This is a genomic window from Butyricimonas faecalis (assembly GCF_003991565.1).
Classification (GTDB): domain Bacteria; phylum Bacteroidota; class Bacteroidia; order Bacteroidales; family Marinifilaceae; genus Butyricimonas; species Butyricimonas faecalis.
In genome coordinates this window covers 952,158-977,246 of sequence record NZ_CP032819.1, presented here as the reverse complement: position 1 = coordinate 977,246, position 25,089 = coordinate 952,158, and the positions used below count along the sequence as shown (strand labels likewise).

Below are 25,089 nucleotides of genomic sequence, written 5' to 3'. Positions count from 1 at the left end.
GCAGTACCCATTACCATGGCCCAGGAACAGAACTATCAGGTCAACTACTCCATCAACGTGGATGCCTCTCAGGGCACCAGGCAGGTTATCGCCTTCGGTGAGGCGGTAGGCAAGCTGGTACAGGCGAAAGCGTCCCTGACCCCGGCCGTCACGAACATCAAGAATATGATGGACGAGATAGACCGCGTGTTCCGTACCAAGAACGGCAGGAAACGTAATTTTGATTACCGCCTGACCATCGATACGAAAAAAAGCGAAGAGAAGCTGGAACGTATCAAGGGGTTGCTCACGGATATTTCCTCCCTTTCCAAAGGCATCAGCCTGACCATCAATGCCGGGCAGGTCTTGGACAGCAAGAAAATCAAGGCCAATGCCAAAAGCCTTTACGAGAAAAAGGCTGCCGAGATGCGCAAAGCGGAGATCGAAAAGAATGCTACCTCGTCCGTTGGCACGATGACAGACGCGCAGAAACGCATTACCAAAGCCATCGGGAAAATCAACTCCGCTCTGGTTTCCATGGAACGTGGTCGGGAACTGCAAATCAAGACCGAAACGGCGGAAAACAGGTTGCAGCAGATTCTTTCCCTGTTGGGACGTATCAAGGGGGCTGCCGTCATTCCACTCAACATACAAGGTGGAATGCTCTCCGGAGGATTCCCGTCTTCCGTTCCGGTGCCATATGCCCCGCAGTCATTCGTAATGCCCGAAAAAGCCCGGCAGAAACTGATGGAACGGCTTTATGCCGGGCAGCAGTTGCATCGCCAGAAACTGGCCCACGTGGAGGAGATCTTTGCCGCAGAGCAGCGCCGTAAGGCGGCTCTGGCAGAAACGGCAGCAGCGGAAAAGCGGCGTGCCGATGAAGCGCGGGACAAGGAACGGGAGCGCAAGAATGCCGCCCGTGCAGCGGAGAAAATACGTCGGCAGGCAGAACAGGCACGCCGTAAGGCTGAAACGGAACGTGTAAAGGCCGAGCAGGCTGCAAGACGGCAGGAACAGCGCAATGCGATGCAGTCCGTCAGGCTCATGCAGCGGGAACATACCGCAGCCGGTACGCTCTACCGCAGTAAACGCCGTGCCGCCATCAACCGTATCCAGTATTCGAAAGCGCCGTCACTCAGTAACCTCCCGTTCGCCTCGATGCTCAATGCCTATATGGGGTACAGCCTGATCCGTTCGGAACTGACGAAGGCCATCGACTATTCCAACATCATGGAATCGGCACATTCCATTCTCCGTGTGGCGGACAGCGACCTCAAGACATTCGAGACCCGTTTTGACAGCATGGCCCGTCATGTCCGTAAAATCGGCATCGACACGAAATACACAGCCGTGGAGATTGCCGGTGCCGTCAAATACCTGTCGATGGCGGGCATGAATATCGAGACAATCAACAAGTCCATCCGCCCGATCACGAACCTGGCTCTTATCGGGGACAACGACGTGTCGTATATCGCTGACCTGGCCACGAACATCATGGCCGGTTATGATATCCATAACGACAGCATGGACAGCGTGGCGGACATCATCTCCTCCACCATTTCCCGTTCGAATGTGAATATCGTGGAGATGGCGGAGTCATACAAGATGGCTGCCGGTTACCTGCGTATGGCGGGCGTGGACTTCACGGAGAGCAGTGCCGCCATCGGTCTTCTGGGAAACATGGGCCTGAAGGGAACGCTGGCGGGAACCTCGCTGCGTGCTCTCTCCACACGTTTTGCCAAGCCTACCAAGGAGGCACAGGAAGTTCTGGACCGCCTGGGCATCCGGTTCACGGAAATGCGTGACATCGAGGGGGTACAGGTCGAGAAGCTCCGTCCTATAGCGGACATTTTCGAAGAGTTGAACAAGAAGGGCGCGTCGATAGCGGATGTCCAGGCAATCTTCGGGAAAATTGGCGGTAACACGGCGATGATGTTCCTGAAAAACTACGACAAGCTGCGCGAACTGACCTCGTACAATCGCGGCTCACAAGGCATTTCTTCTGAACTGGCATTGGTAAAGCAGAATACGACCAAGGGATTGTGGGCGCAGGTGACCTCCCAGCTGACCGAAGGGTTCATGCAGGCATACGAGGTGTTGGAGCCCTCTATCCGTACTGTACTCCGCACTTTTCTGGCAAAGTTCAAGGCTCCGGAATTTACCCGTGGCCTGGTGTCCATCGGGAATGCCCTGTTGGACATCTTCACCGTGATCGGCAATATCGGCGCATGGGTGACCCGCAATTTCCATTGGATAGAACCGCTTGTCTTTACAGGCGTTGTCGCGACCCGGCTGTTCAAAGTGGCGGGTGCCCTGACGAATATCGGCATCGCCATGGGTTTTATCGGCAAACAGTCTGCGGCCACGACATCGGTCAGTGCCGTGCAGGGACTGTTGGGCGCAGGCGGTATCGGCAAGGTTTCGTTTGCCCAGAAACGGGCCATCGTGTTGGCCATGCAGTCCGCTGGCGTGGCGGGACGGGGTGCGATGACCCGCGCCTTGATGGCCGGGGGCGGTGTCATCGGAGCCAAAGGAGTCCTGCAGTCGCTGTTTGCCACACAGGTGGCTACCGGCAGCGGACTGACCGGTGCTGCCGCCTCGTTGAGTGCCATCAGTACGGGTGCGGTTGCCGCCACGGCAGGTATAGCCGCATTGGTCGGGGCTTTGGGATGGGTGGCTTACAAGACCTGGAAGATAAAGGAGGCGAAGGATGCCGTACTGGAAGAGATCGAATCGAACCGCAAGTACCGTTATCCGTCCATTGATGCCCTTTATTCCTCGTTGAGCGAGACCTATAACATGGCTGTCAAGACAAAGCGTGCCGTGGACGAGGTTGTTGCCGGCAAAAGTATCGAAGAGGCTTCGGGACATAAAATCGGAGCTTTCACATCCAACTGGTGGGCCGGGTTCTTGGGGGAATTTGCCATCGCTTCATCGGAGGGGATGGTATCGCGAGACCATGTGTATAACATGGACAAAGCCCGTCAGGATGACATAAGGGATGCGCTTGTCACCCTTGCCAAACGCGACAGCCAGACACGTATCGATGCCGCGTACGCCGAGTTCGGGAAGATGGGTACGGTATTGGAAGTGGACGCTTTCCTCAAGACGGTAAAGGAGCGTTTCGGGCAACAGGAGAAGGATCTCGACAAGTCTTTGTGGCGTATGCAGGACGGCAAGGCCGTCTATGTGAATGATATCGGGGACAGGTCGGAAGCGGTTGCCGCCCGCACATACGACTATGCCCGGTACATGAACACGCAGACCGTTCCGGAGATTGTGCGTGCCGCCACCGCTTATCGTAATGCCATATCGAGTGCCGCCAATGCGCATGAGCTGATGCGTAAGGGAGGGTTCGACTTTGACCAGCTCAGGGCCTGGGGATTCGAGCAGGACGAAAACGGGCTGTGGAAGCAGCGGGCATTGGGGCAGAACGCCACCGATGCGCAGCGCGTAGACAACATCGCGCATCGCAAGCTGGCACATACGACACTCGTGAAGTTCTTTTCATCGCTCCGGCAGACTTTCGGAGGTTCGGCGGAGGCAGCCGAGAATATCCTCCGCGTGGCGGGCTTCACTCCCGACCAGTACGGCAACGAACCGGATTCCAACGATACACGTCCGTTTGCTGCCAACCCGATTACCAACACGCATCTGGATGACGGAGGGGCCGGCGGCAACTATTCCGGCACGGGGCGGTTGTCCTCGGCGGCACCGAAACAGGTCATCGTGAACATAGAGAGCCTGCTCAGTGTCAGGACCATCGACCTGATGAAGTCGAAGGAGGGGCAGACGGAAGAGATACAGAACCTGAAAGAACAACTGGCACAGGCGCTCATCGATGTCGTGCATGACTTCGATGCCTCCTGGAACGCATAAAATGAAAGGATTATGGGAAGACTGATACAAATCGCGGCCTCGACTTTGTTGAGCGGAGGCATACTCAACCACGGTTCGCTTGGCGGATACATCAGCAACGCCACGCGTCTGGCGTTGGGCATGGGGCTTGCCGAATTGCAGGACGGGCAGGTACATTACTTCTCCAGGCACCATGACCTGCTCAAACGGGCAGCCATACAGGTTGCCTCGCAGACGGCTTACGGGTTGCTACGTTCCTATCCCCGATACCTCAAATACTGGGAACAGCAGGTGCGGGACAAGTATCTTCAGACACAGTCGCAGTCCAGCCTTGCGAACAAGACCGGACAGTACTACCAGCTCATCAGGGAACAGCAGGCGGTGGCGCAGAAGAAAAACCATACCGATTCCATCGTCGGCCGGACAGTGGCGGATTTTCTGGAACTGTCCATATCAGAGGAGGGGAAGTATTATGACAACAGCGAGTGCAAGGTTTTGCCGAACAGCCGGTATGGACTGGTGACATTCGTGGACCTGGGACCGCAGGTACAGGTCAGCAGCCGGAACAATATCCTGCTGACCCGGGTACAGGGGCGGGACTATACCCGCAAGGAATATATATCCGGGGGTGACCTCGAGATTACCATCAACGGCAAGATCACCTCCAAATACCCGGACGTGTATCCCGAGGCGGAAGTGTCCAAGTTTATCAGGCTGGTACAATACAAGGGTGTCATCGATTGCGACAACACGGTATTGCGCCAGTTCAACATTTCACGGTTGATTATACAGGGCTATACCTTACAGCCTACGGATTGCCGGAACGTGCAGCCGTATTCGCTCAACTGTGTCGCCGTGGAGCCATCGGAAGCCGTGGAACTGAAACTGGCGGAACAGGAAAAGGTGGACACGGCCATCAAGCACACGAACAAGTGGATCAAGTATGTTAAATTCGGTACGGAGGTCATCGACCCCGCCTCGTTGCTTAAACTGACACGTCTATGGGTATAGCTGCAATGGATATCCTCTGCTGCCGCATCACCATCGGGGATGCCGACCCGTCCAATCCGATGAGGATACAGAACGGCGTGGAGATTACGGAAGTACAGTCGCTCGAAATCAACGAGAGTTACAAGAAGCTGATTGGAACGGCCAAAGTGATATTCCCGAAAGGGTCGGTATGCCGCTCCACGATTATCGGGAACGTGACATTGGAGGGCAAGGACGTGTCGAGGATAACGACGGAGGTGATGCAGGACGGTGTCATCATCGAAAAACGCAGCACGCAGCGGCTGGTCGACGAGACGACATTCAAGGTCGGACAGCGCATCAACATCAAGCTGGGCTACAACGGCGTGCTGAAAAATATGTTCGACGGATACATTACCGGCTACAATTCAGACAGCACGCTGGAAATCCAGTGCGAGAACATGGCCTACAAGCTCAAACTGAAACAGGCACCTCATTTCGAGACCCCGGCGAAAGGGACGACGGTAAACGAAGTGCTGGAAGGCAGGTACAATATCCTGAAAGATACCGGATTCAGAATACACTCGGATACGAAACGGTTTGAGATACATATCGGCAAGGTAAAGGTCACGGACAACTTCACGGTGGCGGATATCCTTTCCGAATGGTCGAAGTACAAGGTCTACTGCTTTTTGAAATACGATGCCGATAATGACGGGGCGATGCCGTCCATTGCCGTCGGGCGTCCTTATTCGTCCAGCAAGGCACAGCCGGTATTTCCGGAGGACGAATCGACAGGACCGTACAGGATATGCTTCAACGAGCATGTGGCGCAGAGCAACCTGAAAGTGGTCAGGACCGATCCGAAGTTTCTGGCGGTGACCGGCAAGGCTCTCGGGACGGATGAAAAATTCTTTGAGGTGACGGTACGCATGAATCCTGAATACGACCCGGCGACGCCGGGCAGCAAGGAGTTTCAGACGGTCAATGCCACGCAGATTTCAAAGAAGACACACAAGGTAACGGGCAACACGACGGCATCGGGAGCAAACACCAGGACCAAGGTGGATTTGTCCACATATACCATCGTGCCGTATATGTCACCTCATGTCGGAATCAATTCCGACCGGCTTGTGGAAGAGACGACGGAATACTTCCGGAATTACAATATGAACGGAATCACCGGCAATGTGACCATATTCGGGGATTTCGGGCTGTCGCCTGCCGTACAGGTGGAACTGATCGATTACCGTAATCCTTCCAAGAACGGCGTGTATCTCGTGGAAGAGGTAACGACTACTTTCGGAGTGGGTGGATACAGGCAACAGTTGTCAATCCCCTACAAAATCAGAAAATAACCTGCGATGAGGTAGCTGTGTATGGGCAGCCGGATTATTTAATCGAAAACATTGAGATCCCACGACAGGAATTCCTCTACCGGCACCCCTCCGGATCCGACCACAAATGAATGTACAGGCCGGAATTTAGTACTGAATACAGACAATCCCTTGTTAGTTGTACGACGGCCGCTTTTGACCTCGATAGCGACACATTGCCGGTTGCATTCGATCACGAAGTCGACTTCATCGTTCTGTTCCCTCCAATAATAGACCTTAAAGTCCTGCTCGTCTGCCATATTCAGAATATGTGCCCCGATAGTGCTCTCTACCCATCGTCCCCAGATTTTAGGGGTGGTAAATGCCTTTTTGAAGGAAATTCCGGATAATGCACTGAACAAGGATGTGTTAAACACCATCAACTTGGGAACCGAATTGTATTTTCTTGCATTGTCATTCGCATATTTCTGTAAGCCACAAAGCAGTTGCGATTCTGTCAGTGTTGTCAGATAATTAGCCAATGTCGTCACGTTACCGGCATCCTGTAACTGCCCGAGCAGCTTTGTCAACGAAATCTCTTCCCCGGAATATGTACACCCCAGCTCAAACAATTGTTTCATCAGTTCCGGCTTATATATGACTTTAGTCATCAGTATGTCATGTTCAATGGCAGGCGCAATGATGCTGTCCTTTATGTAACGGCGCCAGCGGGCTTCGCTCGCCGTCAGCCTGGCTCCGCCAGGATATCCACCGAAATAGATGAATTTGTCCAAATCCATCCCGAAGGCATCCCGCATCTCCGTATAGCTCCAATGCGGCATTCGGATCAGTTCGTAGCGACCGGCGAGGGATTCCGTAAGCCCGTCCTTGAGAAGCAGACGGGATGAGCCCAAAATGACGATCTTTAGATTTATATCATTGAAAGTATCTGCATCCCACTGTTTTTTGACTTCCTCACTCCAGTTGTCCAACTTGTGGACTTCGTCTATCACAAGCAAATATTCATTGTGTTTGCCCATCCTCATACGCGCCCGTGCAGTATCCCACATTTCACCAATCCATGTCGTGTTATTTTTTTGTACGGAATCGGCTGAAACCAGCATATTCGGAATGGACACCTCTTGCATTACCTGCTTGACCATGGTGGACTTTCCCACTTGTCGTGGCCCTGAAATTACTTGTATCTTATCCCTTCTCTCTGATAATCTGGATAGTAATTCGCTAAATTGCTTTCTCTTGTACATAATCAACTGTATATTACGGCACAAAGGTATATAAAATGTTCAAATTAGCAATGATTTTTACTCAATTCTATTATATGTTTTACTCAAATCTAAACCGAAATCTGCTCATTTCTTTACGAACAAACCAGTGCAACCGTCTATTTATCATCCTATTATATGTTTGCTTCTTGTTTTTTATGATCGACTGAAATCAAATTATCTTCCAGTATCCTATTCTTAAAAAAAACTCATGTCCTCAGACAAATCCAACCAGTTGCTTATCCGTGAGGCTATCCGCAAGATAGCCCTCGGCCGTAGTATGGAACGAATCAACCTGGCTCCCGGAGGCATGTCCGGTATCGGTACGGCCCGCATGATACACGGTTATGTCGCCAAGATACACGACGACCCCTCGGACGAGGAGTTTTCCGACTACGGCGGTACCATCGATGTCGGCGAGTACCCGGACGAGACGGCCTCCGCCGAACCTGTCATCCATAAAGGCGTGCTGCTCTCGGCCGCCACCAACAGCGAAGGCGGCTTCCTGATCGTACCCGTACTCTTTTCCGACGTGACCATCTTCATGGATGCCGCCACCCGCTATGCCTATGTGGTTAACTTCTCCCATGTGGATATCCTGCGGCTCAATGCCCGCACGGAAACCGTCATCGGCGTGACTGAAATGGAGGAGCTGGATCCGGAAAGCGATTCCTCCCCGGACTACGATGAATTGGAAGCCACCGGCAACGAGACCTCCACCCGCTATACGCCGACTGCCGTCACAACAACCGTCAGAAATGACAAGGACAAGGAAGCGGCAAGCGTTATCGATGCGGAAAGCATCACGCATACGGTGGACAAGTCTGAAGTCAGACAGACGGCGGACAAAGTGGTGCAAAAGGTCAATTCCACGACCGTTGCCGTTGCCGACAACAAGGTGACGCTCGGTGACGAAAATGCCACCGAGCCGCTGGTTCTGGGTAATGAGCTTGCCCGGCTGATGCTCGACTTCCTGACGGAATGTTCGAAAATCATGACCCCCACACTGATGGGCACAATGTCGCCGATCAATATGCCGAACTTCATCTCGCTGACATCACGTATCCAGAATTTTCTTTCCAAGACCAGCTACACCAAATGAGCGTACAACTGCATCCCGATATAGAAACCCTCGACAAGGAGAGCCTGTGCTATTCCATCTACGCACAGCTGTACCATAACTTTTTCAATGCCCAGCAGAAAAAGGACGACGAGCATCCTTACGGCATCGAGGAAGGCGACGAGACCAGCCTGAGACTGAAGAATACCGCTTACGGTTTTGCATCCGCCATTGCCGGAGCCGTTGCGGGGGAAGGCGGTTCCGGAAGCGGCGGTTTGCTGTTGGATTACCTGAAGAAATCGGGCGGTGACATGACCGGCAGGCTCAGTGCCAATTACGGCTTCGAAGCCGGCATTGGAAACACCCGTATCCTGGAAACCTATTCGCAGGACATTACCGATCCGGAAGGTGTGGTAACTGCCGTCGAGTACGGCATCAGGATTACCGGTAACCTGAAAGTCGGGGGTGACAGCCTGTACATCGGCGGCAGGCAGTTGCTCCGTTACGACGCGGACAAGACCACCGCTACAATCAATGCCTCCCATATAGACTTTCTGGATGCGACGGTACATTCCAAAGGGGCATGGATTATCGGGGACGAGGATACAGGAATATCCATCTCCCCGACACGGCTGGCCGTGGGCGGGCAGGATGTCTACCATCGTGGCAACGCCAATACGGACACGGCGGATTGGACGATGCGGGACGGCATGGTGAGACGGAATCTGACAGTGCGAGGGGGTACGGTCATGGACGGCGGGCTGAAAGCCCTGCAGAGCGTGGAACTGGGCGACAAAGGGAAATGTCTGCTTTCGTTCTCGGAAGAGGATGTCGCGCTCGGCGGATTCCTCTCGTTCCTGGACGGGTTCGGCATCCGGATCGGAGATGTTCCCGTACTGCTGCGTACCGACAAGGACAAGATACAGTTCGGGAGTATCGGCGGTGACCTTCTTTTAGGCGGCGACCATACCCCGAAGATACGCCTGTTCTCCGGCATATCAGACGTGGACGGCGAGTGTCTGATGCTTTCCCCTTACGGAAAGGCTTGTTTTCCGGGCTCGCTGACTGTCCGCCACAACTACGGCGCCGACCTGCTCTCCTCATACCGGGTAGACACTTCCGATGAAGGTATCGTTATCCACAAGCGCTTGCGGATGGGCACGGCAGAGGGATTCATGCTCACAGGCGACAGGGAGCGCGTATCGCTTTCTTCCGAGGTAATCTACGAGGAAGAGGACGCAAGGACGGCTATCCCTCACAGCACGGATTTTTCACACCGTCCGTCCGTGAGCTGTTATGCCCCGCAGAACCGTCACAGCGAATCGTTCCATATCCGCACCGATGCCGATTTCGTTACGGTCGGCGTTCCGTTGGAAGCAGCCGGGCATATCGGAATCCATGCGTCGCCCACCCGGATTACTGACAGAACCCTATACTTGACAGAGGCGTTACGCCTGCAAGCGGAGAAGGATGGTATCCGGCATTACGGAAACAGCGTCTTTACCGGGTCGCTCTCTTCGGAGTTCTTTTCCTCGGGCCTTTCCGGAAGCGGATGGGCTATCCGTCGGAACCGGACGACAGGAGGCGTCTCCGCCACATTCGACGAAGTGGTGGCCCGCCGTAAGTTCCGCGCCTATGAGTTCGAGGTCCAAAAGACTTCGGTAACCAACGGTTCCTTCTGGATCAGCGACAGCTGTTCGGGGGACACCGTGGAAAAACTGTCATAATCCATGTCCGTATTCCGTTATCCGACATACAAGATCCGTATCGCCCCCGACTCGCAGAAGACACAGGGACTGCAAGCCGGGGATATCATCCGCAGGCAATATGCCGAACGGGAGCGTACCGTCTATTCGCTGATGTGCGTGACAGAAACCGGAACGGAGCTTGTCGGGGACAGGAACGCCCCTTATTTCGTCGGGGCATTACTGGACGGGGACGAGCCGCAGGGCGGTGAACTGCTGGACTTCGTGCGGGTTACCAACCTGCTGGATACGGCACGCAGCGGGGCCTTGTACCTGACGGCTTCTGACAGCGATTCACCCTATATGGATGTCATCGACGGCATGGCGACCGAACGCTCCCTGTGCTATCCCGTCATGGATGGAGGCATGGCGGGAGTGCCGGACAAGTCCAGGTACGCCGTTTATGGCAGCATGCTGCAAACGGAATATCCGGATGCCGATTCGGAAGCGACACGCGTTGTCCGCATTATCCGCAACGCGGAACCGGCAGGAAACGCATCTTGCGGGCTGATACTGACATTGGAAGAACCGGTCGGGCATCCGGAACGCCTGCTGGTATCGTTCAAGGCCAGGTCCTCCAAAGCATCGGACTCCGTACCGATACGGTTCGGCTATACGAACCGTGAAAAGACGGATGCGGAAGATGTAATCTCCATCGACCGGGACTGGGAGTACAAATTATGGGTCATCACGGTGGATTACCCGGCACAGTACAGCCGGAGCCTGTTTCTTGACCTGACATCAAGCCTGACCGCCGAGGGGGACTGGTGCGAAATCGCCGACCTGAACATTGTCCGTCTTGCGTCCGTATCCGCCTTCAGCGAGGCGAGCAAGGTCCGTGTGGGAAAGGTCAGCGGCATCATCGATCCGGTCTTCGGTATATTGGACGGTTACGGGGCCTATTTCCAGAATCTCTATGCCACACGCAATGTCAATATAGCCGGCACGCTTACCGCAGGAGACGGGAACGGTTTTTCAAGCACGTTCTATGTGGGCAAAATCCATAAGAATGTCATACCCGACAGCCTGTCCTGCCGGTTCAGCCATTCGGAAGAACTGGATGAAACATCTCCCGCCGGACTCGGACGGTGCATACGGATAACGGAAGAGAGTCTCCTTACCATGCAAAGTGCCGCATGGCGGGAGGCTCATGCCGGAATCTATTATTGCTTCTCGGTCTGGATAAAAACGGAAGAGACGGCGACTGTCCGCTTCTATCAGGACGAACACCTTGTCGGAGAGCGGACGGCGACCGCTGTCAAAGGGTGGATACGCCATAGTATCCCTTTCCCTATACGCAAGTCGGATTCACCGGTCATGTATCTCGGCATTGCCGCTTCCGCCCCCTTGTCGTTGTCCGCCCCCCAATTGGAGGCCGGAAAGAACGTGACCCCCTATCAGGCGACTGATGAAGCCTTGTCCTACACGGACGATTACGGAGCCTGGTTCAACAAGGGAGGTATCGGAGGTACCATACAGAATCCTCTGTTGCGGCTGAACGAAGACGGCTCGATCGCTTCACGGGACGGTTCTTTCGTCATCAATCCGGACGGGACGGGGCATTTCGCTTCGGGGTGTTTCAAGTGGGACAAGGACAGCATCGAACTGCGCGATGTGACCATCCGTTGGGAAGACCTCGATGAGGAGGCGCAGGAACTGCTCAAGCCCCGTTCCGTCTCCCTGACAGGCGGCACGGCGTTCCATTTCACGGACGAGCTTTCAGGCGCATGCGAACCGGATAATATCCCGCTTGTGGCGACCGAATACAATTTCGAGCCGGAAAGCCGGCAGTGGGAATACCTTGCCGCTGACGGCATATGGAAAGATGCCGGGTGCAATGCCGCCGTATTTGAAATGACACCCCTGTTTCATGGCTGGGAAGGACGCGACGTGCTGACCCTCCGCTACACGGCGACATACTGTAATGAAAAAATCAGTGCGACCCATACCTTTTTCAAACTTTACGACGGATCTCCCTCCTATACTGTTTATGTAGAGTCTGAAAACGGCACGACATTCCGCAACGGAATCGTTTCGACGGTGCTCCGTGCCAGGGTGTACAGGGGCGGTGAAGAGATTACACCGCTCATTCCCGACGGCAATTTCCGCTGGATACGGACGAGCCGCGATACGGAGAGCGACAGGATATGGAACGCCGCACCGCATTACGGCAAGGAGATAGAGATAACCGGCGGGGACGTATGGCGCAAGGCCGTTTTCGACTGCGAAGTGAATATATCGACAACATTACAATAAGCATATGGCAATCAAAGTAGCACGCGGACAAGTCACCATCATTGACCAGAATGATGCTGTCTCCTTACAGGCGTTTATCGGTTCCTCGCAACCGCTGACCCAGGTGTTCAACAAGGATACCGGCGCGTATGCCCCCTCGTGGGCGGCATCCCCGTATCTGATATTGACCCCTTCTCTGTTTGTCAGCGGCAAGGCGGCCGTAGACCAGATCTCATCCGTCGGCAATGCGGCGACACTGACAGCCGGTGTCAAGAGCGGCTCCGCCAAATGGTACAAGGACGGCGCGGTCATAACTTCAGGACAGGACAGCTGCACGATCGGCGCCGCTTCCGCCAAATACGCCCTGACCGTCAAGGCAAACCACATGACCGTTTCCGTCCCGCAGGTACGGTATACTTTCGAGGCAATCTACATCGATGCCAACGGGTTGGAGATTCCTTTCCGTGCGGAGGTACAGTTCACCCAGCATCTGAACGCAGGAGCGATGATTGCCGCCGTGGCTTATGCTCCCGACGGCATTGTCTTCAAGAACGATGAAGTGGCTACGCTCAAGGCGCATTGCGACCTGTGGCGGGGCGCCACTATCGATACGACCAATGTGACCTATGCCTGGGGCATCAAGGACTCCGCGGTATTCGCCAACACGACCCTTACAGCCGAGGCAAAAACCGGCACGAACACCGTTACCGTCGCTTCCGTCGCCAATATGGAAGCCGGGGGTAAAATCTCTATCGGTTCCGTGCAGTACACCATATCGGCGGTAAGCGCTTCAACCAAAGTGGTAACGCTGACTTCGGCACTTACGGGGACCAGTGCTTCTGGCAGTCCGGTATCCTGTCCGTATTACAATGCAATGCTGGGTGCCGGATGGGCCTGCCTGACTTCCACCAATCCCCGTGGAGTGACGGCAGGTTGGACTACGAACGAGATTACCATTACGGCAGATGCCGTGCTGAATTTCGAGACATTCAAATGCGCCATCAAGGATACGGATACATCCGCAGGCAACAGTTCGGCAAACAAGGTAGTCTGCGACATCATCTCGTTCACGGACATGTCGGACCCCATCACGGTGGATCTTGTCAGCCAGAAAGGGTTCACGATAAAGAACAACGGCAACGATGTCGACGCCAAGGCGGTACTGTACCGCAACGGAGAGGAACTGGATGCGAACGGCACAGCCTACACTTATACATGGAAATTGTGGAACTCGGCCGGAACATCGGTCATAAAGACCTATACGGGAAAATCCATCACCGTATCGAAAGCGGATGTGACCGGCAAGGGCGTACTTATGTGCGAGGTATCGAAATAACAGAAACGCTATTGATTTTAATGGACGGCGACCGGTGCGAATCGGTCGCCGTATTTATTGAATGGCAACATTCTTATTTGTGACGGCAACCTGCCACCATTCTTTCATCCTATACTTTCCGTAAAGAGCTCATATGGCAAAGACATTGGTCGCCCGGGGGCAGGCGACAATCCACATACAGAAAGACGGCTATACCATCAGCCAGTCGCTCGGAGAATATGTCTTCCCTGCGGATGCGGACGGGAAGATCCCCTCCGCCATATCCGTCACTTCCACCATCCAGGTAACGCTCGGGGATTCCGATTTTTACGGATTCTCCATCGGACCGGTTGTCAAACCTGCCGGGTTCTCTTCCATATCCGTCAACAACAGCAACAAGACCATTACCTATAGCATTGCGGCGGGTACGGCCACGCTGGCCGACCATGGTACGGTTTCCATTCCCGTCATCATATCCGGAGCTACCTATACATTGTCTTTCGTCTGGTCAAAGGCCAAATCCGGTACGCCGGGCAAAGACGGTGCTGACGCCGCCATGCTCGACTGGGTCAAGGAATGGAATACGGGCAAGACGCTCATCAATGGCAATACGGTCATTACCCCGAAACTGTTTGCCGGTACCAAGAACAGTGACGGTACCGTTTCCGGTATCGCCATCGGTTCATTCCCGCTTTCCGTCAAGACAGCTTCCGGAACGGTAACTGTCGAAACTGTCAACGGCATCTATGGCTTCAAGGACGGCTACAAGACCTTCTATGTGGACAACGGGGGCAATGTGCAGTTGGGAAACGGCTGCCAGTCCATCAAATACAACGCTTCCACCGGTAAGATCGAGTTTGGGGCTGATGTCAGCCTGAACTGGGCCGGTGCGGCCTATATCGATAAGGACGGCATCTTTACCGGAAAACTCTCCGCCGATACCGTAAAAGCGTTGCATCTCGACGCCTCACAAATCACCTCGGGCACGATTTCAGCCTCGCGTATCGATGTGGTCTCCCTGAAAACCTCGCTCATCACGGCCGGAAACATCAATGCCCTGACCCTCACGACCACCAAGGGAACCATCGGAGGATGGAGCATCGACAGCGACAGCATCTATCGCGGTACGAAAAAGAATGTTGCCAACGCCTATACGGCGGCATCCGGTTCGATGACTGTCGGCTCGACGGGTATCCGTGGCTATAAATGGCGTCTTGAATCGACGGGAGCCGGTGCGGTGGCGGGCGGCAACATCGCGTGGGACGCTTCCGGAAATGTTACTTTCGCCGCTTCCGTTTCCCTTCAATGGACAGCCCCGATTGATTCCATAACCACCGCTTTGGGCGGTGGCACTTACCCCAAACTGACAAAAATCACCGCAGCGGGCATCTATACCGGAAGCATTACCGCCGGTCAGATTACTGCCGGCACCATTTCCGCCGACCGTATAGCGGCGGGCAGCATCAACGCCTCCAAACTGGATACGGCCAGCGTGAAAGCCTCGCTGGTTACGGCAGGCAACATCGAAGCCCTTACGCTGAATGTCACCAAAGGCAAGATAGGAGGCTGGACAATCGGAGCGGCGGCATTGACCGGCAGCCATATCCTGCTTGACAGCGGGAACAGGCGCGTGGTGGTCTATGGTTTGAACTCCAGCGCGACATCCGGACAGCGGGTACAGCTGTATTATGGCAGCGACAGCGATTTCGGGTTGTACGCGACCAACAGCGCGGGGGCATGTATCGCCCGTCTCGGCTCACAGAACAATATCGCCGGATGGACGATAGATGTGTCCTCCATCCGGAAAGGCAACGTGGTGTTGGGCAGCGACGGTTCGATAACGAACGGTACCAAATGGAAACTGAACAATGACGGCAGCGGACAGGTCGCTTCCGGAAACATTTCGTGGGATGCGGCCGGGAAAGTCTCGTTTTCCTCCGCTGTCTCCCTGCTGTGGAAAAACGACATAGAGGCGGCCAAGAAATCAAATTACGGCTATCCCTACTACCACAAAATCGTCATCAACGGAGAGGAAAATGTATATTATCCGGTCATTTTCAAAGGCGGCGAGCAAACCGTCAAGCGCGATATCCTGATCCGTCGCGGTTACAGCGAGCAGGCTCCTGCCAGTTGGAACACCTCCACCCATAAAGGCGGACTGATCCTGCTTATCAAAGCCAACTTCGGCGGTTGGGGTGGTATTGCCTATTCGTGGGACATCTATGAGCTTTCCGAGATGTACTGCCGCATGTTTGCCGGGGCTGCCCTATGCGGCAACAGCTGCATGTTCGCCGTGTTCCTGCGTGGCGGCGGGACAGGCGGTGCGGTCTACCATATCTATTCCGACCAGCCGATTGTCAGCAGTGCCATGAGTCCGTCCCCCATACCGGCGGCCCCCCAGATAGCCTATAACTCGGATTTGATTTTCCAGAGCGGTTCCACGAAAGCGAACGCCCCGGCCCCCCGTACGCTGACCGCTTCCGTGGAGGAAGAGATACGGCGCAGGCGCTTTATCGCGTTGGCGCAAGGCAGCGACAGTACCCTTGCCGCCCATCCGTTGACTTATATCGGCTCTACGGGAATTTACACCGGAACATTGACGGCGGCGCAGGTCAATGCCGTCAGCATCAACGCATCCAGCATCAAGGCCGGGACACTCTCGGCTGACCGTATTGCGGCGGGCAGTATCAATGCCTCCAAGCTCGATGCGGCCAGTATCAAATCCTCGATCATCAATACGGCCTATATCAACGGTCTGAGCTGTACCTTCACCAAGGGGAAAATCGGGGGCTTTACCATCGGGAGCGACAACATCACCGTCGGCAGTGTCGGAACAGCCGGTGCCATACCCTTGCAGATCCGCTCGGCATCAGCCGGAAGCGGTTACTGGTACACGGGAGGGTACAAACCATTGGGCATTACGCTGACCTGGCATCAGAGCAGCAATGCCGGCCATATTGTCTTCGGACAGATTGCGGCAAGCGGGAATACGGTCAAGACCGGATTCATCGGCATACAGATGATGTCCTGGGACCATCTGGAATACTTCTGCCTGTCGGCCAATTATACCAAAAGCGGAGCGAAGGAGGTCTATAACCGCATTGCAGGGTGGGCATTCGACCATAACCACATCTGGAAGAACAACATCTCGTTGGGCTCGGACGGTTCGATCACGAACGGTACAAAATGGAAACTGAACAACGACGGCAGCGGGCAGATTGCGGGCGGCAATATCTCATGGAACGCTTCCGGTTCCGTCACCTTTGCCTCTTCCGTGTCGGCACAGTGGACGACCGGCATTACGACCGCCCAGGAACTCGCCTCGGCCATGGCGTTCGGCAAGATGCTTTACCGTGACCCCACTTTCTGGAAAGGGAACAATGGTGTCGGTATCTATAACAATTCCAGTAACGGTATGGTGACGATTACCCGGGAGCAGAATTCGACCGCCCCCAATGACAGCAAGTATGTACTGAAAATACAGACCAAGGGTACGGCCAGCCCCGGCAACGGGGGATTCTATTTCGGAACGACTTGCAGTTCACGCAAGGTGCTGGTGGCCCGTATCATCGCCAAGATACCGACGGGACGCAACATCTGTTGGGCGAGCAACAATATCGGTACAGGCGGATCAAGCCGCTGGCTCACCCCCACAGCCGGAACGGGAGACTGGAAAGAGTATGTCTACAAGGTCGTCTGCGGAACCTCGAATTTCTCCACCACCCATTTCTTCTATATCGACGGGGCACAGGGAACGGCTTCCGCACCGCTGACCTGGTATGTGGCCTATGCAACGGTTTTCGACCTGACATCGACGGAGAAGTATACCACGACCATCGATGCCAACGGTATCTATACCGGTACGGTAAAGGCGAACCAGATAGTCGTGGACAGCGCACTGGTGGTAGGCGGCAGTTCCTATAACGGCAGCATATCGGTCAGGGATGCGGGCAATTCCGTCAAGGTTACCCTTGACAGGACTGGCATCACGGCCGTGGCCGGCAAGATTGGCGGATGGGCGTTAGGTACCAGCTCGCTTACGGCATCGGCTCCAAGTTCCGGACACCGGATTGTAATGGCGGCATCCGGATATATCTATCATGACAACCCCTCCACTGGAAAGGAGTATTGGGCATTGAAAACCGACGGGTCCGCTGTCTTCGGATGCGGCAAGATATCGTTTGCCGCTGACGGTTCCGGGTATCTTGCCAGCCGGAATATCAAGTGGGACGCAAACGGTAACGTGACCATGACCGGAACGATCAATGCCAACGCCGGAACCATCGGGGGCTTTTCCATCGGTCAGGGACGTATCGGCTCCACCGCTTCGGGCAGCGGCTCCGGGGGTGGCCTGGCCATTTACAACGACCTGTTCCGCGTGGGAAATACCACTTCCTATGTCCTTTTCGGGGCGAACACGTTCCCGGCATCCACCGGCGGCACATGCGCCACCGGCAGAATCGTGAACAACAAGTATAATTCATACCTGAACAACTACGGGTTGTATATCGAGGTAAAGAATGGATACAGGAACTATGGCGTGTGGTCCAATGCCTCGCTGGTCGGGTCTGCCGCCATAGGAATCAAGATGAAGACCGTATATTTTACGGGTTCCGGGTACACCATTGACTTCTCGGCCGCCAACATTTTCTGCATCTATGCCAATGCCACCTATAATGTCAACCTCCCGAGCGCATCTTCAGTCGCGAGCATGTTCGGGTATTCGAGCCTTCCGTCGGATTTCGCCTACGTGTTCACGCTGTTCTACAACTATAACAGAAGCGGACGTGTGAACATCATGAACGTGAGAAACCATAATGGCGGTACGACAAACTACGGCATGGAAAGAGGGGATTCACTGACCCTTCTTTGCTGCAACTACCCGTCATTTCACTACCAGGTATTAAATTACAGCAGTTAATAACCGGAATTCGCCATTTCACCCTATACTTGTTTAAAAGCCATAGCGTATGAACATTACCAATGTCACTGTTACCAAAATTGCTGAAGAGAAAACAGAGAACGCCTCCTACGTGTTGGAGTATTCCGTTGTCAATGACGAGCTGAACCGTCTTCATGTTTCCGTGAACGAGAAGGAAGCCGATCCGGAAGGAAACATAAAACCCGTCGGAATTATTTATATGGAACAAGGGGTCATCTCCTGCAACTTTCCTGCGGAAAAGGAGCTCGGGCCCATATTCCTGGACTTCGACAAGATACAGCGATATATCCGTGAAAGTATCAATCCTAAAAAAGAATCATAATGGAACTGAGTGTCAAGGACCGCCTTTACCTGCCGACTTTCCTGCCGGCACGCGGCAACTTCAAGGAATTCAACCTCAAAAAGGAAATCCTGCGTAAAATCGCCATCGGTGACGAGGAACGCAAAGCCATCAACCTTCGTGAAAATGCGGAAGACAAGCGTATCGAGTGGGACGTGGAGAAAGAGCACCCCTTGAAGGTGGAATTCTCCGCAGACGAGATGGCCTACCTGCAAGCCGCCTGCGAGAAGATTTCGGACGAGGAACTGCCCGACGACATGTGGGGTACCGTGGAGGCGATTTATAACGAAATCTCTAAAGAAGCATAAACCGAAATTTCTGTCTGCCGCTACTCTTTACACAAAGAGTACCCCGGCCGTACTCTTGGGTGCGGCCGGGATTTTTATATCAACACCATGGCCAGAGAGGATATCATAATGGATGCCGAATACGGGGAAGTGGAAATGTCCGGACGGGTTGCCGGAAAGACTTTCCATAACTTCCGCCTGCTTGACAGCGTGGAAGATGCCGACAATGCGGACTTCCGTCACGGGGAGATAACCGTACCGGCGGACTTCCTCTCATCGTATAGCGATGCAAAAGGTATTCATATCCGTATTCCCTATACGCCCGACAACCGGTTATTGACGGTACGGATTGCCATGGAAAGCGGTTCCGGCGGCGTGGAATATGTACGTTGCGCAGCCACCGGCAAATGCTGGTTCCCTGTCATGCAGGAATATGATGACGGGACGAGGCAGGCGGTGACCCTGCCTTCGCTCTATGCCTTGAATGAAGACGGCCTCTATAACCTGCTGATCCGGGAAGACTGCCTGGTTGTCTACAGCGGCGAGGAGACGGACTTCGGAATCGGAGCCTCCAAGATGCAGAACGGGACATTCCTGCTCAAGGCCGTGGCCGGCAATCTCTACCAGCATCCGACTACCGGTGTGGGGCTGATAGACTTCCTGCACTCCAACATGGAGAACAACGGCCTGGCCGCCAAACTGCAGGCGGAGTTTGGTGCGGACAAGGTCGTCATCAAGAACGCCTATATAGACTCGGCAACGGGAGAATTGTTGCTGGAAACCGAGGAGAAGGAGGACAACCATGGGTAATTACCGTGTCATCACCGGACAGAACATCTATGATGTGGCCCTGCATCTGTACGGAAGCATCGAAGGGATTGTGGACCTGCTTATCAACAATCCGGATCTTTCACTGGAAACGGAACTCCGCACCGGGCAGGAATTGACCTATACCGACGGATTCATCATCAATGCCGATGTGGTTGCCTATAACGGGATGCACGGCATTGTACCCTCCAACGGTGAACGGCATGTCTATCCCAAACATTTCACCCTCCCGCAGGCGGCCGTATTTTCGTTGTCAGCGGCACTTGTGTCCGTGCAGTGCGAGGTTTCCGGAACGGGAACGTTGGAAATCGACTGGGGCGATGACAGTGCAGCGGAAACCGTCATTCTCGGCCATATACCGTACACGCTGCACCATACGTTCGACAGCCGTGTACGCCACAAGCGCAGGATCCGGTGGTTTGCCGATGCCTCGTTCCGCCATATCGACTGGAGCGGCATGAATCCCTCGTCCGTCATCCTTCTCCGTGAGCTGCACGTGGAAGAACTGACGCTCCGGGATTGTGCCCTTGCACTGGACGGTTTCCGGATTTTGTCGGGCACTTACCGGATAGACCTGTCCGGAAGCATGATATCCGACCTCTTGCCGCTCGTCGAATGCCGTGGCCTGATGGAACTCGACCTGTCGGAGGCGCGGATCAGGCCGACCGTATTGGACGAATACCTGATGGCTGTCGTGGAACGCTACGGCAACCGGCGCAACTGCCGGATGACACTGCCTGTCTCCCCGACGGGGACTTACAGGGAGCCGGACCGGGACGAAACGACCGGGCGTTACCGTATCATATCGGGTATGGAGGCCATATGGGTCATCCTGCATGAGGAGAGCTGGAACGAGGGCGGAGCCTGGGAGTTTATCATCGACAATAAAACCTATACAGTGGAATGAGCCGTACGATCAAGGAAATATACAACGAGTCCGTTGCGGAACGCAACCGGAGACTGGAGCTGGCGGAGTTCGCCAGCGACTCCAAGCTGTCTGTCATGAACGGTATCCTGTGGGTAGTGGCGGCAGTCATATACAGTTTCGAGACCCTGCTGGATGTCTTCGCGGTGGATATTTCCGAAGCCATCAACGGGCGTATCAACGGTACGCCTGCCTATTATGCCAACGCCCTGCTGCAGTACCAGCAGGGGGACGAACTGACGGTGCGGGAAGACGGGCTGGCGTTCGGCTATCCGAATGTCGATGAGAGCAAACGCATCATCACGCAGGTATCGTATGTGGAGAGTACCGATGACCGGAATCTGGACAGCAAGCTGATCCTGAAAGTGGCCACCGGCACGAAAGGCAACCTTTCCGCCATACCGCCTGAAGACCTGGTACCCATCAACGCCTATATCGGCAAGTTGAAGTTTGCCGGAACACGGGTGGAGGTCATCTCCACCAAGGGCGATGTGCTGATACCGCGCCTGACGGTCTTCCATGACGGGGCCGTGCCCGAATCCGAGGTATATGACGCCATCGAGGAGCAGCTGAACGCCTATATGATGGAAATTGACTTCGATGCCGCTGTCTATGTCTCCCGTCTGACGGATGCCGTACGTCGTGCGGAACATGTGACCGATGTCCATATCGACGAGGATGCGGTACCCGAACAGGGAATCTTCATAGCCAGCCACGATACCGACGGCCATATCCGGCCCCCGCAACGTGTCACCCGCATGACCCATACCGCATCGGGATATTTGAAAGAATCATCCGGTAAGGACGAGGAAGCCGGCCTGCCCAACTTCCGTGAGGCCATCATCCTGAAAATAGAGAACCATGAGGTATAAGTTATCCATAGACCGCACCGTAAACCGCCTTGTCCCGCATTATCTGTCGGGACGGAAATTCATCCTGTTCGTGCAGAGCTGCCTCTACCCGTTGCAACGCACCAACGAGTGGTTCCGCAGTTTCACGAGGGAACGGCACATCGAGGCGCGCATGACCTCGCAGGTCATCTATTTCGAGTGGTTTCTGAACTACCGGTTCGGCAAATACATCAAGGACGGCAAGGACCGCATCTTCATCAAGGACAGCACGAGTGTCGGTGTGGACCTGTACCACGAAGGGGCGGAATACCAGCGTCCTTTCACCGTATGGTACAACGGGGAACAGGTTACAACGGACAACGAGGCGGAACGCCCCCGTCCGTTCTATCTGCTGGCGGAAGAGAAGCTGATCAACAAGGTCAGCTTCATGGTCTGCGTCCCGCCTGTCACCATACCTCCGCAGGAACTGGTCTATATGCTTTCCTATGTGGTGAACACTTACAAGACAGCAGGCAAGACCTACCTGATCAAGATCGACGAAGACGAATACACCCCCAATAAGAATACAGGACAATGAAAGAATATATTGCGGAAACCGGCGGACGGTATACCTACTCGGACGATATCCTGAACTTGCAGGAACTGGCTCTCAGCATGAGTGCCGTTTTTGACGGCTGCTCGGACTTCATCATCTCCGGATGCGAGATCGAGGGTCCCCGCGTCTCCCCGGGTTATGTCTGGCTCGGCGGAAAGGTACGCCGTTTCGACGGCTGCGCCGATGCCGTCTATCCCTATTATATATACGAAATCAACCGGCATGAATCGGTGGTCTACGCCAATGAGGTCAACAAGCGCGGGCGTACCTGTTATCTCTGTGCCGGAGCCAAGGCTGTCCCGGATACGGTCGATCCGGTTACCGGCAAACTGCCGGCGGCTATCGAGGTGACGGAGAGCTACGCGCCCCGGTTCATCGACAAGTTCTTCGGACGCTATGCCGTCCTGCTCGACACGCCTTTTGCCCGGCAGACCGTCAAGAAGGATCTGGTGCTGGCCGGCACGTTCACCGGGCAGAAAGAAATCAACTCCAAGACCGCCGTCTCCGTCAGCGGCGGGAACGGCTACATGCTCAAAGGCATCGTCAAGGCGGACGGCCATGCCGCCATCGGTGCCTACCTGCACGGTCTGCTTGTCAACGAGATTCTCATCCGGACGGACGGCTCGTTCAGTTTCATGAAACAGGGAAAGGAACTGGCCAGGGTTACGGAAGACGGCATATCCTGCGGTACTTCGCTGAGTGAAAACGCCCGGATCGGGGCTGTCCGCATCAAGGGATACGACATCTATAACACCTCGGATGTGACGGACGAGGGTTGTATCCGTATCAATTACCACGGCACGGAGGGCGGCGGAACAAAATACCGTGACTTCGCCGTGCATGACGGAAAAGCCTGCGCCACACCTGTTTTGAAAGTCATCGGGCGTACCGCCACCCTGCAGGTCGGCGGACTGCTCTCCCTGCAAAGCGCCGGACGGGGTATCGATATTCAGAATACCGCCTATACGAAAGACAATGCCAGGCTGACAAACCTGATTACCTGGCGCGACAGTGCCGCCGCGCTGCTCGCCACCGTCGGCTTCGACACCGCTGACAGTTTCCGTTTTGCGCTGAGGAACGCTCTGGGCGACATCGTGCTTGCCCCTTTGGGAGCGGTGGATGTGCTCGGTACGCTTAAAATCAACGGAAAATCCGTGTCCGACACCTATGTGACCGTCACGGCCTTTACGGAGGCGATGGGAAAGAAAGTGGATGCGGTAGAAGGCAAACAGCTCTCTACCGAAGACTTCACGACCGAATACAGGAAGAAACTGGCGGCTATCACTACCGGAGAACTGACGGAGGGCGGCGAAGGTTATGTCACATCGGGAACCGTCGCGGCGGCTTTGAAAATGAAACTCTCCGCCGACGGGAACCTTTCCGATGTCATGGACAAGGCTGCCGCCCGGAAGAATATCGATGTCTATTCCAAAGCGGAAGCCGGGGAGGTATTTCTGGAAATCTCCGAAGGATTAAAGGAGCTGGTACGCCTGACGGCGGACGAAATCAGCGGGCTGACGGCAGAGGAAGCCGCTGAACTGAAAGCAAAGCGGCAGGCGGCCGTCAGGGATACCCTCGATGCCGAAAAGAAAGGTACCGGGGAGCTGAAACTGGCCAAGACTTCGAACCTGTCCGACCTTCCGGACAAGGGCAAGGCACGCAAGAACCTCGAAGTCTATTCCACGGCCGAGATAGACCGGATGATGGACGGCAAGCTCGGGACTGACTCCGCTTACGAGGGCATTGTCTTCACACCCGAACTCAGGGACAAACTGCTGGAAATCAAGACCGGTTCGTTCGCTTACATAGATGAAGGTGGCATTTCGCACGCACAGGTCGAGGGATACGTGATGACCTCGCAGGTTGTCAGGGAACTTAAGAAAAAGGCGGAACGGCTGATGGGCGGCTACAACGCTTCCGAAAAGGATACCATCGCCGCCAACCTGAATCTGTATACCAAGGTCGGGGCGGACGCCCGCTTCGCCGCGCTTGAAAACCTGTTCCAGGATTACATCGACTTTTTGACCGGGCAAGGAAAATCCCCCATGGAAGCCCGGCAGCTCCTGCGGAACAAGTTGGACGTGCTGTCCAAAGACGAAATCGTCAAGGACTACCTGCGCAAGGACGGCAAACTTTCCGACCTGTCCTTGCCGACAGCGGAGGCGAAACGGCAGGCCTGCCGCGCTATCGGAGCCGCCTATGCGGAAGAATACCAGCCCCTGCTGGCGGATACGGGATGGATGCACATGGAGAACAGCGGCTCGGGAACAGATACCCAGGGGCTGTTTGTCCGCCAGATCGGGAATATCGTGTCCATACAGGGGTATATCAATACCGCACGCAGGGACGGCAGCAACTGGGGCGGCATCGTTGCCGTCATCCCGAACAAGATACAGCCCCCGAGATACAGCGTGCGCTGCAGCGCCGCTGACTGGAACGATGACCACAAGTACAACCGGGGCTCCTCGTTCACCATCTACGGCGGTTCGCGCAGGATACAGCTTTACGAGCGCGGTATGTACAATGTCAATGTAGAACTCAACTTCACCTATTTTGTATAG

The 25,089-nt window shown here is 54.8% G+C and carries 21 protein-coding genes; 15 read left to right on the top strand and 6 right to left on the bottom strand.

The window, feature by feature from the left end:
* Positions 1 to 15 precede the first annotated feature (15 nt).
* Genes D8S85_RS04100 through D8S85_RS04090 form a run of 3 tightly spaced genes read left to right on the top strand, consistent with a single transcriptional unit; the run spans position 16 to position 6,164 of the window.
* Positions 16 to 3,858, top strand: a complete 3,843-nt coding sequence (locus tag D8S85_RS04100) for a phage tail tape measure protein (RefSeq protein WP_127074839.1) — start codon at positions 16 to 18, stop codon at positions 3,856 to 3,858.
* Between the two features lie 12 nt (positions 3,859 to 3,870).
* On the top strand, positions 3,871 to 4,848 hold the full coding sequence (locus D8S85_RS04095; RefSeq protein ID WP_117859797.1) for a DUF6046 domain-containing protein: 978 nt from the start codon (positions 3,871 to 3,873) through the stop codon (positions 4,846 to 4,848).
* Positions 4,839 to 6,164 carry a hypothetical protein gene (locus tag D8S85_RS04090; protein ID WP_127074838.1) on the top strand — a complete coding sequence of 442 codons (1,326 nt, stop codon included), beginning with the start codon at positions 4,839 to 4,841 and terminating at the stop codon, positions 6,162 to 6,164. Before D8S85_RS04095 ends, D8S85_RS04090 begins: the two co-directional genes overlap by 10 nt.
* Positions 6,165 to 6,202: 38 nt before the next feature.
* Here the strand turns inward: D8S85_RS04090 and D8S85_RS04085 are convergent, their stop codons facing one another.
* Positions 6,203 to 7,387 carry an ATP-binding protein gene (locus D8S85_RS04085; RefSeq protein ID WP_127074837.1) on the bottom strand — a complete coding sequence of 395 codons (1,185 nt, stop codon included), beginning with the start codon at positions 7,385 to 7,387 and terminating at the stop codon, positions 6,203 to 6,205.
* 229 nt (positions 7,388 to 7,616) lie between these two features.
* Here D8S85_RS04085 and D8S85_RS04080 point away from each other — a divergent pair, with 229 nt between their 5' ends.
* Genes D8S85_RS04080 through D8S85_RS04070 form a run of 3 tightly spaced genes read left to right on the top strand, consistent with a single transcriptional unit; the run spans position 7,617 to position 12,466 of the window.
* Positions 7,617 to 8,507 (top strand): hypothetical protein, encoded by an 891-nt coding sequence (locus D8S85_RS04080; RefSeq protein WP_127074836.1) that lies wholly within the window; start codon positions 7,617 to 7,619, stop codon positions 8,505 to 8,507.
* Positions 8,504 to 10,192 carry a hypothetical protein gene (locus D8S85_RS04075; protein ID WP_127074835.1) on the top strand — a complete coding sequence of 563 codons (1,689 nt, stop codon included), beginning with the start codon at positions 8,504 to 8,506 and terminating at the stop codon, positions 10,190 to 10,192. Before D8S85_RS04080 ends, D8S85_RS04075 begins: the two co-directional genes overlap by 4 nt.
* A gap of 3 nt (positions 10,193 to 10,195) precedes the next feature.
* Positions 10,196 to 12,466 (top strand): hypothetical protein, encoded by a 2,271-nt coding sequence (locus tag D8S85_RS04070; protein WP_127074834.1) that lies wholly within the window; start codon positions 10,196 to 10,198, stop codon positions 12,464 to 12,466.
* On the opposite strand, the gene D8S85_RS21785 is transcribed toward D8S85_RS04070, so the two are convergent.
* Positions 12,458 to 12,757 carry a hypothetical protein gene (locus D8S85_RS21785; RefSeq protein WP_240648858.1) on the bottom strand — a complete coding sequence of 100 codons (300 nt, stop codon included), beginning with the start codon at positions 12,755 to 12,757 and terminating at the stop codon, positions 12,458 to 12,460. The two genes, D8S85_RS04070 and D8S85_RS21785, sit on opposite strands and share 9 nt — an antisense overlap.
* Before the next feature lie 73 nt (positions 12,758 to 12,830).
* Between D8S85_RS21785 and D8S85_RS04065 the strand changes: the two genes are divergently transcribed.
* Positions 12,831 to 13,781 carry a hypothetical protein gene (locus D8S85_RS04065; RefSeq protein ID WP_240648856.1) on the top strand — a complete coding sequence of 317 codons (951 nt, stop codon included), beginning with the start codon at positions 12,831 to 12,833 and terminating at the stop codon, positions 13,779 to 13,781.
* A 109-nt stretch (positions 13,782 to 13,890) separates the two neighbouring features.
* On the opposite strand, the gene D8S85_RS21780 is transcribed toward D8S85_RS04065, so the two are convergent.
* From D8S85_RS21780 to D8S85_RS22080, 4 genes are all read right to left on the bottom strand, one after another.
* The gene (locus D8S85_RS21780) at positions 13,891 to 14,208 is read right to left on the bottom strand and encodes a hypothetical protein (RefSeq protein ID WP_240648853.1); all 318 of its coding nucleotides are present in this window, start codon (positions 14,206 to 14,208) and stop codon (positions 13,891 to 13,893) included.
* 38 nt (positions 14,209 to 14,246) lie between these two features.
* A complete protein-coding gene (locus tag D8S85_RS21775) occupies positions 14,247 to 14,504 on the bottom strand; it encodes a hypothetical protein (protein ID WP_240648851.1) in 258 nt (85 codons plus the stop codon).
* A gap of 150 nt (positions 14,505 to 14,654) precedes the next feature.
* Positions 14,655 to 14,861: a hypothetical protein gene (locus D8S85_RS21770; protein ID WP_240648848.1), complete on the bottom strand. Its 207-nt coding sequence runs from the start codon at positions 14,859 to 14,861 to the stop codon at positions 14,655 to 14,657.
* Between the two features lie 312 nt (positions 14,862 to 15,173).
* Complete coding sequence (locus D8S85_RS22080) at positions 15,174 to 15,308, bottom strand: hypothetical protein (protein WP_259300732.1); 135 nt, start codon at positions 15,306 to 15,308, stop codon at positions 15,174 to 15,176.
* Between the two features lie 688 nt (positions 15,309 to 15,996).
* On the opposite strand from D8S85_RS22080, the gene D8S85_RS21765 reads away from it, so the two are divergent.
* The 8 genes from D8S85_RS21765 to D8S85_RS04025 all read left to right on the top strand — a co-directional run bounded on the left by D8S85_RS21765 (position 15,997) and on the right by D8S85_RS04025 (position 25,089).
* Positions 15,997 to 18,681: a hypothetical protein gene (locus tag D8S85_RS21765; protein ID WP_240648845.1), complete on the top strand. Its 2,685-nt coding sequence runs from the start codon at positions 15,997 to 15,999 to the stop codon at positions 18,679 to 18,681.
* 49 nt (positions 18,682 to 18,730) lie between these two features.
* Positions 18,731 to 19,024, top strand: coding sequence for a hypothetical protein (locus tag D8S85_RS04055; RefSeq protein WP_127074831.1), 294 nt, complete (start codon positions 18,731 to 18,733; stop codon positions 19,022 to 19,024).
* Entirely contained in the window at positions 19,024 to 19,350 is a 327-nt protein-coding gene (locus D8S85_RS04050; RefSeq protein WP_127074830.1) for an RNA-binding protein, read from the top strand. Before D8S85_RS04055 ends, D8S85_RS04050 begins: the two co-directional genes overlap by 1 nt.
* A 108-nt stretch (positions 19,351 to 19,458) precedes the next feature.
* Positions 19,459 to 20,139: a hypothetical protein gene (locus tag D8S85_RS04045; RefSeq protein ID WP_127075713.1), complete on the top strand. Its 681-nt coding sequence runs from the start codon at positions 19,459 to 19,461 to the stop codon at positions 20,137 to 20,139.
* Positions 20,132 to 21,064 (top strand): leucine-rich repeat domain-containing protein, encoded by a 933-nt coding sequence (locus D8S85_RS04040; RefSeq protein WP_127074829.1) that lies wholly within the window; start codon positions 20,132 to 20,134, stop codon positions 21,062 to 21,064. Before D8S85_RS04045 ends, D8S85_RS04040 begins: the two co-directional genes overlap by 8 nt.
* Positions 21,061 to 21,954, top strand: coding sequence for a hypothetical protein (locus D8S85_RS04035; protein ID WP_127074828.1), 894 nt, complete (start codon positions 21,061 to 21,063; stop codon positions 21,952 to 21,954). Before D8S85_RS04040 ends, D8S85_RS04035 begins: the two co-directional genes overlap by 4 nt.
* A complete protein-coding gene (locus tag D8S85_RS04030; RefSeq protein ID WP_121972117.1) occupies positions 21,944 to 22,510 on the top strand; it encodes a hypothetical protein in 567 nt (188 codons plus the stop codon). The genes D8S85_RS04035 and D8S85_RS04030 overlap by 11 nt, the downstream gene beginning before the upstream one ends.
* On the top strand, positions 22,507 to 25,089 hold the full coding sequence (locus tag D8S85_RS04025; protein WP_127074827.1) for a hypothetical protein: 2,583 nt from the start codon (positions 22,507 to 22,509) through the stop codon (positions 25,087 to 25,089). The genes D8S85_RS04030 and D8S85_RS04025 overlap by 4 nt, the downstream gene beginning before the upstream one ends.